This is a genomic window from Streptomyces sp. NRRL WC-3742, assembly GCF_000720635.1.
Taxonomy (GTDB): Bacteria; Actinomycetota; Actinomycetes; order Streptomycetales; family Streptomycetaceae; genus Kitasatospora.
In genome coordinates, this window is record NZ_JOCF01000053.1 from 1 (window position 1) to 15,400 (window position 15,400).

General features: G+C 73.0%; 10 protein-coding genes. 4 read left to right on the plus strand and 6 right to left on the minus strand.

The window, feature by feature from the left end:
- Positions 1–541: 541 nt before the first annotated feature.
- From IH61_RS0126590 to IH61_RS0126605, 4 genes are all read right to left on the minus strand, one after another.
- On the minus strand, positions 542–1,042 hold the full coding sequence (locus IH61_RS0126590) for an NUDIX domain-containing protein (protein ID WP_031074220.1): 501 nt from the start codon (positions 1,040–1,042) through the stop codon (positions 542–544).
- Between the two features lie 125 nt (positions 1,043–1,167).
- Complete coding sequence (locus IH61_RS0126595; protein ID WP_031074222.1) at positions 1,168–1,494, minus strand: MazG-like family protein; 327 nt, start codon at positions 1,492–1,494, stop codon at positions 1,168–1,170.
- A 55-nt stretch (positions 1,495–1,549) separates the two neighbouring features.
- Positions 1,550–2,887: a UDP-glucose dehydrogenase family protein gene (locus IH61_RS0126600; RefSeq protein ID WP_031074225.1), complete on the minus strand. Its 1,338-nt coding sequence runs from the start codon at positions 2,885–2,887 to the stop codon at positions 1,550–1,552.
- A gap of 98 nt (positions 2,888–2,985) precedes the next feature.
- Entirely contained in the window at positions 2,986–4,218 is a 1,233-nt protein-coding gene (locus IH61_RS0126605) for a hypothetical protein (RefSeq protein WP_031074228.1), read from the minus strand.
- 556 nt (positions 4,219–4,774) lie between these two features.
- Here IH61_RS0126605 and IH61_RS0126610 point away from each other — a divergent pair.
- Complete coding sequence (locus IH61_RS0126610) at positions 4,775–5,803, plus strand: sporulation protein (protein WP_199823389.1); 1,029 nt, start codon at positions 4,775–4,777, stop codon at positions 5,801–5,803.
- A gap of 510 nt (positions 5,804–6,313) precedes the next feature.
- Here the strand turns inward: IH61_RS0126610 and meaB are convergent.
- Positions 6,314–7,270, minus strand: coding sequence for a methylmalonyl Co-A mutase-associated GTPase MeaB (meaB, locus tag IH61_RS0126615; protein ID WP_031074233.1), 957 nt, complete (start codon positions 7,268–7,270; stop codon positions 6,314–6,316).
- Between the two features lie 89 nt (positions 7,271–7,359).
- The gene (locus tag IH61_RS0126620) at positions 7,360–8,553 is read right to left on the minus strand and encodes an acetyl-CoA C-acetyltransferase (protein WP_031074235.1); all 1,194 of its coding nucleotides are present in this window, start codon (positions 8,551–8,553) and stop codon (positions 7,360–7,362) included.
- A 266-nt stretch (positions 8,554–8,819) separates the two neighbouring features.
- Between IH61_RS0126620 and mce the strand changes: the two genes are divergently transcribed.
- The 3 genes from mce to IH61_RS0126635 all read left to right on the plus strand — a co-directional run bounded on the left by mce (position 8,820) and on the right by IH61_RS0126635 (position 15,347).
- Entirely contained in the window at positions 8,820–9,263 is a 444-nt protein-coding gene (gene mce / locus IH61_RS0126625; RefSeq protein ID WP_031074237.1) for a methylmalonyl-CoA epimerase, read from the plus strand.
- Between the two features lie 501 nt (positions 9,264–9,764).
- Entirely contained in the window at positions 9,765–14,306 is a 4,542-nt protein-coding gene (locus IH61_RS0126630; protein WP_031074239.1) for a hypothetical protein, read from the plus strand.
- A gap of 117 nt (positions 14,307–14,423) precedes the next feature.
- On the plus strand, positions 14,424–15,347 hold the full coding sequence (locus tag IH61_RS0126635) for a cellulose-binding protein (RefSeq protein ID WP_031074241.1): 924 nt from the start codon (positions 14,424–14,426) through the stop codon (positions 15,345–15,347).
- The last annotated feature ends 53 nt before the right edge of the window (positions 15,348–15,400 follow it).

Sequence of the window (15,400 nt, forward strand, 5' to 3'; positions counted from 1 at the left end):
CGCCCGCCCTTTCCCGAAACGCAAAGCAGGAGCGGCCCCGGCCAAAGCCAGCCGGGGCCGCCGATACCAGGGCCTCCCCTACAGTTCGGCGCCGCTTCGGCCGCGCCGAAGCGGCGCCGAAACTCCCTGCCCACCCCCACAAGGAAACGAACTGAGGGCGGGGCCGTGGACACCTCCACGGCCCCGCCCTGAGACGTATCGCACTCACAGCTTCACGACGACCGGCGCGGGCTCACACTCACACCAGACCACCTTTCCGACCCCACCCTCCCTGGGGCGGTACCCCCACTCGGTGGCGAGGGCGTCCACGAGGAGCAGACCACGCCCGCAGTCGGCGGTGAGGCCGGGCCGCTGGGGCACGGGCGGCCGGTCGCTCGCATCGTGCGCCTCAATGCGAAGCCGAACGGCGTTCACCTCGAAGGGCTGAAGGCCCTTCCCTCCTCTTCACCTCAGCTGCCTGGGCCGCCTGCGTCGCCGCCGTTCGAACAGGAGACCTTCCCGACGGGCCCCGACGAACCCTCTGGGCAGGACCGTTGGGTTGTCAGAGGCTGATGAAGGCGGTCTGGGAGGACCGGCGGGCGGCGTCGACCAGTCGCAGTCGGGTGAAGGCTTCGGGAGCCATCAGGGGCTGCCAGTCGTCGATCGTGTGAGTGCGCCACTCGGTGTGTTCATCGGGCTGGAGCACGATCTGGTGGATCCGCTGTTCGCTTAGGCAGCCGCCGTCGAAGACGAAGCCCGTCTTGGCGCGAGGCCAGCTTGCCGCGGGGCTGGCGAAGGTGACCGCGAGAAGGCGGGGCCGTTCAACAAGATCGGGGCGCAGGGATTCGATGTCGTGGCCGGTTTCCTCGCGAAACTCCCGGACCGCGGTGTCCAGTGGGTTCTCGTCGTTCTCGACGTCGCCACCGGGCCAGTTCCACACGGCGGGGTCGCGGCTCGAGCGCAGTGCGAGCGATCGGCCGGAGGGGTCGGTGATGTAGAAGCAGCCGTAGAGGGTGGCGTTCTGGATCGTCGCTACGTACTGCTCCGGCGGTAGCCAGCCCATGGTCCCTCCGTAACACGACCTCGTGGCGGGATCACGCTACCGTCCCCGCCTGGCGGGCAAAGGGGGGGACACGACCAGAGGGCCCGCTCGCGTTGGCGGGCGAGCCCTCGGCGAGCAGAGGTGGGTTACACGGCCAGGGCCTCGCGGCCGCGGCGGGTGCGCCGGTGGAAGATCTCGCGGAAGGTGGCCTGCCAGCCCTCGGGGTCGATGTAGTGCATGGCGATCATGGCGGCGATCACCGCGCCGGTGAGGTCGTTCTGCACCTCGGCCCAGGAGTGGTCGTCGGAGCAGGTCGTCAGCCCCTTGAGGCCGTGGAGGGCGTGCATGGCCTCGCCCGCCTCCTCGGCGACCTTGCCGACCTGGAGTGCTTTCAACTCTTCGCCGGGGATGTCCGCGCCGGCGGCGCGGCAGACGGCGGAGAGGCCCTCGATGGCGTTGAAGATGTCTTGCACCGGCTGCTCCTTCTACGGGTGGGTGGGTGGCCCCCGCCCCGGCCGCGTGAGGCGGTCAGGCGCCAGGGGAGCGTGTGGGGCGGCCCATCTGGTGGACGGTCCAGCCGGCGGCCAGCCAGGGTTCGGCGTCCAGCGCGTTGCGGACGTCGACCACCGTTCGGGCGGGCGTGCGGTCGGCCGCCGCGACAGGCAGCTTCGGGTCGCGGGTGTATTGCCCCCACTCGGTGGCGATGACCACTAGGTCGGCACCGGAGACCGCGTCCAGGGCGGTGGGGGCGAAGGCCAGGTGGGGGTGGGAGTGGCGGGCGTTGTCGAGCGACTCGGGGTCGTGGACGCGCACCGTGGCACCAAGGTCGTGCAGGCGGTCGGCCAGGCGCAGCGCTGGCGAATCCCGGACATCGGAGGTTCCGGCCTTGAACGCGGCGCCAAGGTAGCCGATGGTCAGGCCCGCAAGGGGGCGGCCTACGGCACGGGTGACGAGTTGTACGGCGGTGTCCATGCGCGATCGGTTCACGGCCTGGACGGCGTCCAGAAGCCCGGTGGCGTCGGTTGCGCCGAGCAGGGTGACGGCGTGGGCGAAGGCGGCGACGTCCTTGGGTAGGCAACCGCCGCCGTAGCCGAGCCCGGCCCGCATCCCGCCGTGGCCGATGCGCTTGTCGATGCCCATGACGTGGGCGACGTCGTCGATGTTTGCGCCGGTCAGGTCGCAGACCTGCGCCATGGCGTTGATGTAGGAGATCTTCGTGGCGAGGAAGGCGTTCGCCGCGGACTTGGCGACCTCGGCGGTGGCCGGGTCGGTGACCACCATCTCGATGTCACCGCGGGCCATGATCGGGGCGTACACCTGCTCGACGGTGGCCAGCGCGGTCGGGGAGGACAGGCCGACCAGGATGCGGTCCGGGAAGAGGCTGTCGGCGACGGCGTGGCCCTCGCGCAGGAACTCGGGGTTCCAGACCAGTTCGATGCCCTCCACCCCGGCGCGCTCGGTGATGATCTGCTGGAGCCGGGCGACGGTGCCGACCGTGACGGTGGACTTGCCGATGATCGTGGCGGGCCGGGTCAGCAGCGGCACCAGCTGTTCGGCGGCGCCCAGGACCTGGGAGACGTCGTAGCCCTGGCCGTCGGCGCGCAGCGGTGTGCCGACGGCCAGGAAGTGGACGTCGGCGAAGGCGGCGGCCTCAGCAAGGCTGGTGGTGAAACGCAGCCGGCCGGTGGGGACGTGCTTGGCGAGCAGGTCGTCCATGCCTGCCTCGTAGAACCAGGAGGCGCCGGTGGCGAGGATGGCACACTTGTCCGGGTCGATCTCGACGCCGACGACCTCGTGGCCCAGCTCCGCCATCGCGGCAGCGTGGGAGGCTCCGAGGTGGCCGCAGCCGATCACGGATACGCGCATGAACTGTCCTTCGGTGATGGGGCCTTGGGGTGCACCACGCGGTGCACCCCAAGACGCTACCGCGACTGCACCGCCTTATCTGACTGGCCGTCAGATGATCAGATGGTCACGCCGAGCAGTGCGCACAGCCCTGTGAGCGCGGGGATCGCTTCCCGGCGGACGACCACGTCGCCCTCCCGGGCACCTTCGACCAGGTACTCCTTGAAGGCGCCGTTCTCCTCCAGGCCCTCGGTGTCGAGGAACACGATCTTCTTGCCCGCGACCCGGGCCCGCTCCTGGACTGCTCGCCGGTCCGCGTGCAAGCCAATCACCAGCAGCGCCTTCGACTCGGGCAGCAGCGGCACCGGCGGCACCTTCTGGTCGTAGCGGCGCACGAAGCACTCCTCCAGCCCGGCCCGCGCCGACAGGGTGTCGAAGTTGTGGGTGATCACCGGGCCCACCAGGTGACCGGCGTCGTGCAGGGCCTTGAGCGCCTGGTGTGCGGCGGTCGGTCGTGCGAGGAAGCACGCGCGGAACGTCGCCACCAGGTCCGGCGCCTTGAGATCCGCACTGACCAGCACCTCGCGCACCAGCGTGTCGTCGCCCGGGCGCATCGTGAAGGCGTGCGACTGGGTGAGCGCGTTGTCCCGCCGGCCGGTGACTCGATATACCTCGTGCAGGAAGTGCAACGGCGGGATGCCCGCCTCAATGCTGGTGCCGCACCCCACCTCCACCTGGAACGGCAGCAGCTCCGCCAGGACGGACAGGTCCGGCGCGTACGCCGGGTTCCCGCGCCGCTCCTTGACCCGCATCCCGCCCCTCAGCACGTCCCACGGCAGGCTACGCACCGTACGCGGCACCGCATACTCGTCAGTGATGAAGGTGACGTCCAACGACCGGAAGCCCTCCGGGGTTGCCCGACCGGCCCGCTCGTCCTGCGGGTGCTCGTCGTACTCGGCCAGACAGACCCGCAGGTCACCCTTCGCCCACACGTCGCCCTTGTCGCGCCAGTGGCCTTCCGCCAGCCACTGCCCGATCGCCGCCCGGTACTCGGCGATCTCGCCGGCCGGAGCCGTGAACGAGATCGCCAGATACAGGTTGTCCAGCACCAGCCGCGGCACCGGGAACACATGGTTCAGGCCGTACTCGTAGCGGTAGTGCACCACCCGGCGCCGGCCCTTGTTGTCCTCGGACCAGCCCGACTGCTCGGCATTCGCCGGATCCTGGGTGCGCCGCCAGATGCCCTCCTCCAGATTGCGGGCCCGCTCGTGCCCGCCACCGGCGAAGTGCCGCTCCCAGGACTCCACCTGCGCGGGCGTGAGCTGCTCGATCACGGAATAGGGGAAGAACACGGGACCCTCCTTGGTCGACTTAGCGGGGGAAGACCAGCAAACGCCTGAACAACCCGACAAGGGAGGGCTCACAGCGGGGGCTCACAATCACGAAAGGCCGCCCACGGATGAGGAGTTGGCACTACGCTCGACTGCCCCGGGAGCGCGGACAACAAGGGATGAGCGCCGCCCCGGACTCCACTGGTCCGATCCGGACACGCAAGGGGACACCGTGGCGCCACGCCGTGAACCGAACCACCGCCTCGCCCGGCTCATCGAGGACAGCAAGGCCAGCAACGCCGCCCTCGCGCACCGCGTCAACGAACTCGCCTCCCGCGCTGGCGTCAACCGCGCGTACACGCATACCTCGATCAGGAACTGGACGGTCCGCGCCATGGTCCCGGACGCGCCCGCACCTGCGCTTCTGGCCCTTGCGCTCAGCGAACGCCTCGGCCGAACGGTGTCACTCGCGGAGATAGGCATGGCCGACACGCCCACGTCTACCGTTGAGACCGGCTTGAATTTCCACAGAGACCCCGATCAGGCCCTCAACCTCGCGGCCGAGTATTGGAGCACTGTGGACCGCCGGAGCTTCGTCAAGGCCAGCCCTTTCGCGCTCACCGCCTACAGCCCCGCGACCATCCGCTGGATGGCCGTTCCCGCCGACCCGCCCCGCGCCCGCGTCGCCGGCGCCCGCGTCGGCCGCGCCGACATCCTCGAACTGCGCGCCGCCGCGGACGAGGCCCGCCGCTGGGACTCCAAGTTCGGCGGCGGCAACTGGCGCGCCTCCATGGTCACCGACTGCCTCACCCAACGCGCCGCCCCACTGTTGCGCGGTACCTTCACCGACAAGATCGGCACCGAGCTCTTCGCCGCCACCGCCGAACTCGCCCGCGTCGCCGCCTGGCACGACGTCGACATGGGCAACCACGCCAGCGCCCAGTCCCACTTCGTCCAGGCCCTACGTCTCGCTCGCGCCTCCGGAGACCGCGCCGTCGGCTCGTACGTACTCGCCACCATGGCCCTGCACGTCTACTTGTGCGGTTTCCCGCACGACGCCGTCGACATGGCCGAAGGCGCCTACGAACGCGCCAAGAACGACGCCCCCGCCAGGGTGCTTGCCTTCACGCAGCTCGCCAAGGCCCGGGCCCACGGCCTCGCCGGCGAAACCCGTGACGCAGCCGCAGCCCTCAGCCTCTGCGAGCGCCTGGTCGACGCTGCCGACGCCGACGACCGCGATCCCACCTGGCTGGCCTACCTGACCCGCGCCCGCGTCGCGGCCGACGCCGCCGAGATCTACCGCGACCTCGAACTCCCCGCTGAGGCCCTGCTCTGGAACCGGCAGGCCGCCGCCATGCCCGCCTCCGACTACAGCCGCGCCGTCGGCATCCGACAGACCGTCATCGCCACCGCCCACCTCCAGCAGCGCAACCTCGAACCCGGCCTCGAATCCGGAGAGCGCGCGCTCACCATCCTCAGCAGCGTCCGCTCCAACCGCAGCCGCAGCTACCTGCGTACCCTCACTACCGCACTTGCCCCCTGGCGTACCGAACCCGAAGTCGCCGACTACCTCCACCGCGCCGGACTCGTCCTCGCCGCAGGGTGACCGGTCCAGCCTCAGCGCACAATCTGGCATGTACGCGCAGGGCCTCCCTCAACACGCCGGCACTCCAGCAACACCCTGGCCGGGATCAAGGGCACGGTCATCGCTGTCGGGTGCGGCAAGGGCGGGTTCGTGAGCCGCCTACGCACCGTCCGCCCTGATCTTCAGGTCATCGACTTGGACCTCTCTACGGGCATCCTTGCCGGCTGCCCGCCGGATTAGTCCGGCGGGCAGCAAAAGAGAACTGCAGCAGTCCCTGCAGCAATCACCAATACCGCAGCCCGCCCTCATCCTGCGCAGGAAGTCGACCAGATCGACTTCCTGCGCAGAGGAAACGCAATGAGCGAGGAGGCTACTTCTGGGCGGCCCGGCCGATTCGGCCGGGCCGCCCGTTGGTATGCGGTTCGTTTCTCTCGCCACGCCACGATCGAGCTCGGGGCGTGGAAATCAGCACTGCACAGAACGCCGCCGCCCCGGGGCCGGGGCGGCGGCGGGCGGGCGGGCGGGGTGGGATCAGGAGGTGGTGAGGGCGGCGATGAGGTGGTCGGCGGCGGTGTAGGGGTCGAGGGTGCCGGCGGCAACGCGGTCGGCGAGGGTGGGGAGGTGGCGGTCGCCGCGGAGGTCGCCGATGCGGGCGCGCAGTTCGGCGAGGGCGATGGCCTCGATCTCGGCGGCGGCCCGGCGCCGACGGCGGGCGGCGAGTTCGCCGTGCTCCTCCAGCCAGGCGCGGTGCTTCTCGAGTGCCTCGACCACCTCGTCCACGCCCTCGCCCCGCGCCGCGACGGTCTTGACGATGGGCGGCCGCCAGTCCCCCGCCTCGCGGGCCTCGCCGAGGCCGAGCATGTGGTTGAGCTCGCGCGCGGTGGCGTCGGCGCCGTCCCGGTCGGCCTTGTTGACGACGAACACGTCCCCGATCTCCAGGATGCCCGCCTTCGCCGCCTGGATGCCGTCGCCCATCCCGGGCGCGAGCAGTACCACCGCGGTGTCGGCCTGCCCGGCGATCTCCACCTCGGACTGCCCGACGCCCACGGTCTCCACGAGGATCACCTCGCACCCGGCCGCGTCCAGCACCCGCAGCGCCTGCGGTGCCGCCCAGGAGAGCCCGCCGAGGTGCCCGCGGGTGGCCATCGAGCGGATGAACACCTCCGGGTCGGTGGCGTGGTCCTGCATCCGCACCCGGTCGCCGAGCAGCGCCCCGCCGGAGAACGGCGAGGACGGGTCGACGGCGAGCACCCCGACCCGCTTGCCCAGGCGCCGGTACGCGGAGACCAGCGCCGAGGTGGAGGTGGACTTGCCGACCCCGGGCGAGCCGGTCAGGCCCACGGTGTACGCCTGCCCCGTGTACGGCGCGAGCGCGGCCATCGCCTCCCGCAGCTGCGGCGCGGCGTTCTCGACCAGCGTGATCAGCCGGGCGACGGCCCGCGGCCGGCCCTCCCGGGCCTGCTCGACCAGCGTGGCGACATCGATCATGAGGATCTCCCTTGCAGATGCCGAAGCAGATGCCGAAGGGGCTGCGGACCGCTGGTGAGCGGTCCGCAGCCCCGGGGGCGGAGCAGTGGTCAGGCCCGCGGCACGCGGACGATCAGCGCGTCGCCCTGCCCACCGCCGCCGCACAGCGCGGCCGCGCCGATGCCGCCGCCGCGGCGCTGCAGCTCCAGCGCGAGGGTGAGCACCACGCGGGCGCCGGACATGCCGATCGGGTGGCCGAGGGCGATCGCGCCGCCGTTGACGTTGACGATGTCGGCGGAGACGCCCAGGTCCTGGGTCGACTGGTGGGCGACGGCCGCGAACGCCTCGTTGATCTCGATGAGGTCGAGGTCGGAGACCTCCAGCCCCTCCTTGCCCAGCGCGTGCTTGATCGCGTTGGACGGCTGCGACTGCAGCGAGTTGTCCGGGCCGGCGACGTTGCCGTGGGCGCCGATCTCGGCGATCCAGGTGAGGCCCAGCTCCTCGGCCTTGGCCTTGCTCATCACGACGACAGCGGCGGCGCCGTCGGAGATCTGCGAGGAGGTGCCGGCGGTGATCGTGCCGTCCTTGGCGAAGGCCGGGCGCAGCTTGGCGAGGCCCTCGACGGTGGTGTCGGCGCGGATGCCCTCGTCCTGGCTGAACAGGACGGGCTCGCCCTTGCGCTGCGGGATGGCGACGGGGACGATCTCGGCCTCGAACACGCCGTCGGCCTGCGCCTTGGCGGCGCGCTGGTGGGAGGCGGCGGCGATCTCGTCCTGGACCTCGCGGGAGATGCCCAGGCGGGTGTTGTGCTTCTCCGTGGACTCGCCCATCGGGATGTTCTCGTAGGCGTCGGTGAGGCCGTCGTGGGCCATCGAGTCGAGCATCGCGATGGCGCCGTACTTGTAGCCCTCGCGGGACTTGGGCAGCAGGTGCGGGGCGTTGGTCATCGACTCCTGGCCGCCGGCCACGACGATGTCGAACTCGCCGGCGCGGATGAGCTGGTCGGCGAGGGCGATGGCGTCCAGGCCCGAGAGGCAGACCTTGTTGATGGTGAGCGCCGGGACGTTCATCGGGATGCCGGCCTTGACGGCGGCCTGGCGGGCGGGGATCTGGCCGGCGCCGGCCTGGAGCACCTGGCCCATGATCACGTACTGGACCTGCTCGCCGGTGATGCCGGCCCGCTCCAGCGCGCCCTTGATCGCGAAGCCGCCGAGGTCGGCGCCGGAGAAGCCCTTGAGGGAGCCGAGCAGGCGGCCCATCGGGGTCCGTGCCCCGGCAACGATCACAGAGGTGGTGTTGGTCATGGGACGGGCCCCTTCGCACGTCGTGGCCAGGTGAGGATGCGCTCAATGTACTGACCTGCTACCCGCGCGTCACCGGAGCAACGGTGTGATCGAGCGCACTGGCACACTCCAGTCAACACCGTGCCGACGCGGTAGGGGTGAACCAGATCGGGCCCGGGCCCGTGTGAGCAGGCTCGCACCCCGGGCGCTGGCGCCGCCGTCGGCCATGCGCTCCACTTGGTGCCACCTCACCCCTCTACACCCCTCTACCGCCCCGGAGGCCCGTCGTGCTGACCCGCATCGACCACATCGGCATCGCCTGCCGCGACCTGGACAAGACGGTCGAGTTCTACCGCGCCACCTACGGTTTCGAGGTGTTCCACACCGAGGTCAACGAGGAGCAGGGCGTCCGCGAGGCGATGCTCAAGATCAACGACACCGGTGACGGCGGCGCCTCCTACCTCCAGCTGCTGGAGCCCACCCGCCCGGACTCCACGGTCGCCAAGTGGCTGGAGAAGAACGGCGAGGGCGTGCACCACATCGCCTTCGGCACCGCCGACGTGGACGGCGACTCGGAGGCCATCCGCGCCAAGGGCATCCGGGTCCTGTACGACGAGCCGCGCATCGGCTCGATGGGTTCGCGGATCACGTTCCTGCACCCCAAGGACTGCGGCGGCGTGCTGACCGAGCTGGTCACCTCCGCCGAGCCGGGCACCCACGACGCGCACTGAAAAGGCACGAACGACGCACACGCGGTGCCGTCCGCGACCGGCGGCACCGCTAGCGACCCGTCAGTAACCTCGTCGGACAACCGGAAAACCCCCACGCGGCCATTCCCCCGCAGTGCGCTCCCACTACAATGCCCAGGTGCGCGACGGCTCCGGGGGACGGAGACGGCGGGCACAGCCGATGACAGGCCCGTCCGCCCTCCGGTGGGTCGGCCCGTCGCAAGGGGAGTCCCATTACGCGGGCACGGCTGAACGGTCGCTACAGGGATCTGTCACCATTCTCCACAAGGCAAGAGTTCGCCCAGGAGTCCACCCGGACGGAGGAACGCGGCACCCCCGCGCTCCCACGCCCAGGACTCCGGTGACCACGGCCGCCGGCCCCGGTTAGACGGGGGCCGTCCGGCGACCGCGGATGCAAGGACCAGCAGGACCGGAGCCCCGGGGAACGGGAGCCCGGAACCGGCCGGGTCGAAGATGCGACCAGGAGATGGATGGGACCGCGGAGTGCGGGGCAACGACCGCTACGAGGCTGACGATCACCTCTCCCAGTTCGAGGCCGAGATGGGTCGGACTCGGAAGGAGCGGGACAAGGCAGTCGAGCACGCCGAGGACCTCGCCTACCAGGTGGAGGTGCTCCGGGCGAAGCTGCACGAGTCCCGTCGCATGCTCGCCCAGCCGCGCGCCTTCGACGCCGTCTCCGGCCAGGCCGAGCAGATGCTCCGCACGGCCGAGATGCAGGCCCAGCAGCTGCGCGCCGACGCCGAGCGCCAGCTGCGCGACTCCCAGGCCGCCACCCAGCGGATCATGGCCGAGGCCGCCGAGCGCAGCGCCCGCCTGGAGGCCGAGCTCGGTGCCCGCCGCCGCCAGCTGGAGGAGGAGCTCGCCGAGCTGCGGCTGGCCGCCGAGCAGCACGTCAGCGGCTGGGCCGAGCAGACCAGGGCCGGCTCCGAGCAGGAGGCCAACCGCCTGCTCCAGGAGGCCCGCGTCGAGGCCGAGCGCATGGTCGCCGCCGCCCGTGCGGAGGCCGTCGCCCTCGCCGACCAGGCCCGCGCCCAGACCGCCGCCGACGTGGACGCCGCCCGCGGCGAGGCCCACGCCGCCGCCGAGGCAGCCCTCCAGCGCGCCCAGAACGACGCCGAGCGGCTGCTGCGCGCCGCCTCCGAGCAGGCCCAGCAGGCCGGCGCCCAGGCCGCGGCCGAGGTCGGCGCGGCCCGCGGCGAGGCCCAGCAGCAGCTGGCCGCCGCCCATGCCGCCGCCGAGCAGCAGCTGGCCGTCGCCCGCGCCGAGATCGACCGCCTCAAGAACGCCGCCGCCACCGAGCAGGCCCGCGCCGAGCAGCAGCTCGCCGACGCCAAGGCCGAGATAGAGCGGCTGCGCGCCGAGGCGATCGCCGAGGCCGAGCGCACCCGCCGCGAGGCCGCCGAGCTGCGCGCCCAGGCCGAGCAGGCCGCCGAGCAGCTCCAGGCCGACGCCGAGGCCGCGGCCGAGCGCAAGGCCCTGGACGGCGAGGCCGCCAACGAGCAGCGCTCGCAGACCGCCCGCGCCGAGATCGCCCGGCTGGTCGCCAAGGCCACCGCCGAGTCCGAGGCGATCCGCGCCGAGGCCGAGGCCGTACGGTCCCAGGCCGCCACCCGCCAGGCCGAGGCGGACGCCGCCAAGGCCGCCGCCTCCGAGGAGAGCGAGCGGCTGCGCGCCACCGCCGAGTCGGTGGCCGCCGAGCTCAAGGCGGAGGCCGAGGCCGCGATCGCCGAGCTGCGCGCCCTCGCCGAGCGGGACGTCGCCGACCTGCGGGCGCAGGCCGAGGCCGACGCCCAGCGGATGCGCGGCGAGGCCGAGGAGGAGGGCCGCGCGGCCGGCGCCAAGGGCGCCACCGTGCACCTCGCCAAGGCCGCCAAGACCGCCGAGGAGATGCTCGCCCGCGCCAACCAGGACGCCGAGACCGCCCGCGGCGAGGCTTCCGCCGAGGCCGAGCGGATCCGCGCCGAGGCCAACGCGGAGGCCCAGCGGCTGCGCGAGCAGGCCCAGGCCGCCGTCGAGCAGGCCCAGAACGCCGCCCTGGACGACGCCGCCGCGATCCGCGAGCGGATCGAGCGCATGCAGGACGAGGCCGCCGCGCTGCGCGCCGAGGCCGAGGAGCTGCGCGCCCAGGCCGCCGCCGAGGCCGACCGGGTGCGCGGAGAGGCCCGCCGCCAGGCCGTCCTGCAGATCGAGGAGTCGGCGAAGAACGCCGAGGAGCTGCTCACCAGGGCCAAGGCCGACGCGGACGAGCTGCGCTCGGGCGCCGCCGGCGAGATCGAGCGGCTGCGCGCCCAGGCGCAGGAGCAGGCCGCCGAGACCCAGGGCCGGGCCGAGCAGACCCTCGCCCGGGCCCGCGCCGAGGCCGAGAAGATCGCCGCCGCCGCCGAGCAGCAGAGCCAGGACGCGCTGGCCTCCGCCAAGGCCGCGGCCGCCGAGAACCGCACCGCCGCCGAGCGCGAGACCGCCGAACTGCGGCGCGAGGCGAGCGAGTTCGACCAGCGCGTGCGCGCCGAGGCCACCGCCGCCGCCACCGCCCTGACCACCGAGGCCCAGGCCGAGGCGAACGCCGTGCGCGACGCCGCCGTGGCCGACGCCGAGCGGGTGCGCACCGAGGCCGACACGGAGGCCGCCCGCACCCGGGCCGAGTCCGAGGCCGCGGCGACGGCGCTGCGCGAGGAGAGCCGCCGCGAGCACGAGGCGGCCGCCGAGGGCCTGCGCCGCGAGCGCGAGGAGACGGCCGAGCACCTGGCCGCCGCCGAGGCTTCCCGCACCCAGGCCGAGCAGGCCGCCGCCGAGCTCACCGAGCGCACCGCCGCCGAGACCGCCGAGCTGCGGGCCCTCGCCGAGCGCGAGAGCGCCGAGCAGCGCGCCGCCGCCGAGGCGTACGCCACCGAGCAGCGCACCGAGGCCGACACCTACGCCGAGCGGGTGCGCGCCGAGGCCGACCAGGAGGGCGCCGCCCGCCGCGAGGCCGCCGCCGCCGAGATCGCCCAGCAGCGCGAGACGGCCCACGAGTACGCCGCCGAGCTTCGCGCCGAGGCCCTGCGCGAGACCACCGCCCAGCGCGCCGAGGCCGACGAGTACGCCCAGGCCACCCGCGAGAAGGCCGCCGCCGAACTCGCCCTCGCCGACGAGCAGGCCGAGACCGTACGGGCCGAGGCCGGCCGCCTCCTGTCCGAGGCCCGCGCCGACGCGGACGGCATCCGCACCGAGGCGGCCGCCGAGCTGGAGCGCGCCCGGGGCGAGGGCCAGGACCTGGTCGCCGCCGCCAGGGCGGAGGGCGCCGCCCTGGTCTCCACCGCCGAGGACGAGGCCGCCGAGGTCCGCCAGTCCGTCGCCGGACTGCACGAGGCCGCCGCCGAGCAGATCGCCGCCCTCCGGGCCACCGCCGAGCGCGAGGCCACCGAGCTCCGCGAGGCCGCCGAGCAGGCGTCCGCCGAGCTGACCGAGCGCACCGAGCGAGAGAGCGCCGAGCAGCGCGCCGCCGCCGAGGCGTACGCCGCCGAGCAGCACGCCGAGGCCGACGCCTACGCCGAGCGCGTGCGCGCCGAGGCCGACCACGACACCGCCGAGCTGCGCGCCCGCACCGACGCCGAGACGACGGCCCTGCGCGAGCGCACCGCCCTCGACCTGGCCGCCGAGCGCGAGGCCGTCGAGGCCGAGCTGGGCCGCCGGCGCGCCGAGGCGCAGGCGTACGACGAGCAGTTGCGCCACGACGCCGACCACGAGCTGCGCGCCGCCGAGGAGGCGTCCGAGCAGCTGCGCGCGGACACCGAGGCGCAGGCCGCCCGGACGATCGCCGAGGCCGAGGCCCAGGCCGCCCGCGCCGTCGCCGACGCGGAGGAGCTGGCCGCCTCGCTGCGCGCCGAGGCAGAGGAGTACGCCCTCGCCACCCGCACCCTGGCCGACGAGTACGACTCCGCCGCCCATGCCCGCGCCGACGCCTACGACGCGGACACCCGCGAGGCCGCCGAGCAGTTCGACAAGGCGACCCGCGACCGGGCCAAGGCCGTGCTGGAGAAGGCGTTCGCGGACGCGGAGGCCCTCGGCGAGGACGCCCAGACCACCGCCCTGGCCACCACCGCCGCCGCCGAGGAGCAGGCGGACGCGATGGTCGCCGCCGCCCGCAAGGAGGCCGACCGGCTGGTCGCCGCCGGCGAGGCCGCCGGTCAGGCCGAGGTGGAGAAGGGCCGCGCCGACGCCGACACGCTGCTCGCCGAGGCCCGCCGGGACGCCACGGCGATCCGCGAGCGCGCCGAGGAGCTGCGCGAGCGCACCGACGCCGAGGTCGAGGCCCTGCACGAGCGCGCCCGCAAGGAGAACGCGGCGGCGATGAAGTCCGCCGGCGAGCGGGTGGACGCGCTGGTGACCGCCGCCCAGGAGCAGCTGACCGAGGCCGAGGAGCAGGCGGTGGCCACCGTCGCCGAGGCCGAGGACCGCGCCGCCGCCCTGGTCGCGGCGGCCGAGGACCGGGCCTCCGAGCTCACCTCGGAGGCGTCGGCCGAGGCCAGCAAGGTCCGGCTGTCCGCCGTCCGCAAGGCCGAGGGCCTGCTCAAGGAGGCGGAGACCAAGCTCGCCACCTCCACCGACCGCGCCGAGGCGCTGATCGAGAAGGCGGAGGCGAAGCTGTCCTCCGCCGAGGCCGAGGCCGGGGAGCAGCTGGACAAGGCTTCCGCCGAGGCGGAGAAGCGGCTGCGGGAGGCCGACCACACCGCGGACGAGCAGATCGAGCTGGCGAAGGCGGAGGCCGAGCGGCTGGTCGCCGAGGCCAGGGCCGAGGCGCAGCGGGTCACGGACGAGGGCCGGCGCGAGCTGGACGAGCTGGTGCGCCGCCGCAAGGACATCAACACCGAGATTTCCAGGGTGCAGGACGTGCTGTCCGCCCTGGAGGCGTTCGAGGCACCGTCACCGGTCGCCCAGGCCAACGGGGGAAGCAACACCAAGAAGGACGGGGGTGCCAAGGCCGGTGCCGGAGTTGGCTCCCCCCGGTCGGGTGGCAATCGCTCCAAGAGCTCACCACCCGATTGAGCGGACATTGGCGGTCATTGTCCGTGAGAGAACGGCATTTCGCCGTCGACACTCCGGTACCGTGTCAGGATTCCCTCAACCACCTCAGCGGTTTGACGACAGGAAGCCCAGAACCCCATGAGCGACAGTCATTCCCCTCACGGCTTCGACCTGGTGCGCCGTGGGTACGAGCGCGCCCAGGTCGACGAGCGGATCACCAAGCTGGTGGCCGACCGTGACAGTGCCTTGACCCGGATCAGTGCGCTGGAGAAGCGCATCGAGGAGCTCCACCTGGAGACCCAGACCGCCCAGGCGGCGGTCGCCGAGCAGGAGCCCTCGTACGCCGGTCTCGGCGCCCGGGTCGAGAAGATCCTGCGCCTGGCCGAGGAGGAGGCCAAGGACCTGCGCGACGAGGCCCACCGCGCCTCCGAGCAGCACCGCGAGCTGGCCGAGGCGGCCGCTCAGCAGGTGCGCACCGAGGCCGAGAACTACGCCAAGGACCGCAAGGCCAAGGCGGAGGACGAGGGCCTGCGGATCGTCGACAAGGCCAAGAGCGACGCGGCCCAGCTGCGTGCCGAGGCCAACAAGGACGCCCAGAACAAGCGCGAGGAGGCGGACGCCCTCTTCGAGGAGACCCGCACCAAGGCCGCCCAGGCCGCGCTGGAGTTCGAGACCAACCTGGCCAAGCGCCGCGAGCAGTCCGAGCGCGACCTGGCCGCCCGTCAGGCCAAGGCCGAGAAGCGCCTCGCCGAGATCGAGCACCGGGCCGAGCAGCTGCGCCTGGAGGCGGAGAAGCTGCGCACCGACGCCGAGCGCCGTGCCCGCCAGACCGTCGAGACGGCCCAGCGCCAGTCCGAGGACATCGTGGCGGACGCCAACGCCAAGGCCGACCGGATCCGCAGCGAATCCGAGCGCGAGCTGGCGGCGCTGACGAACCGTCGCGACAGCATCAACGCCCAGCTGACCAACGTCCGCGAGATGCTGGCGACGCTGACGGGCGCGGCCGTGGCCGCCGCCGGCGTGCCGAGCGACGACACCGCGGGCGTGCCCGCCCAGCGCTGACGCCTGCACAATCCCCTGTTCGACAGGCCCTCACCCGCCCGGGTGAGGGCCTG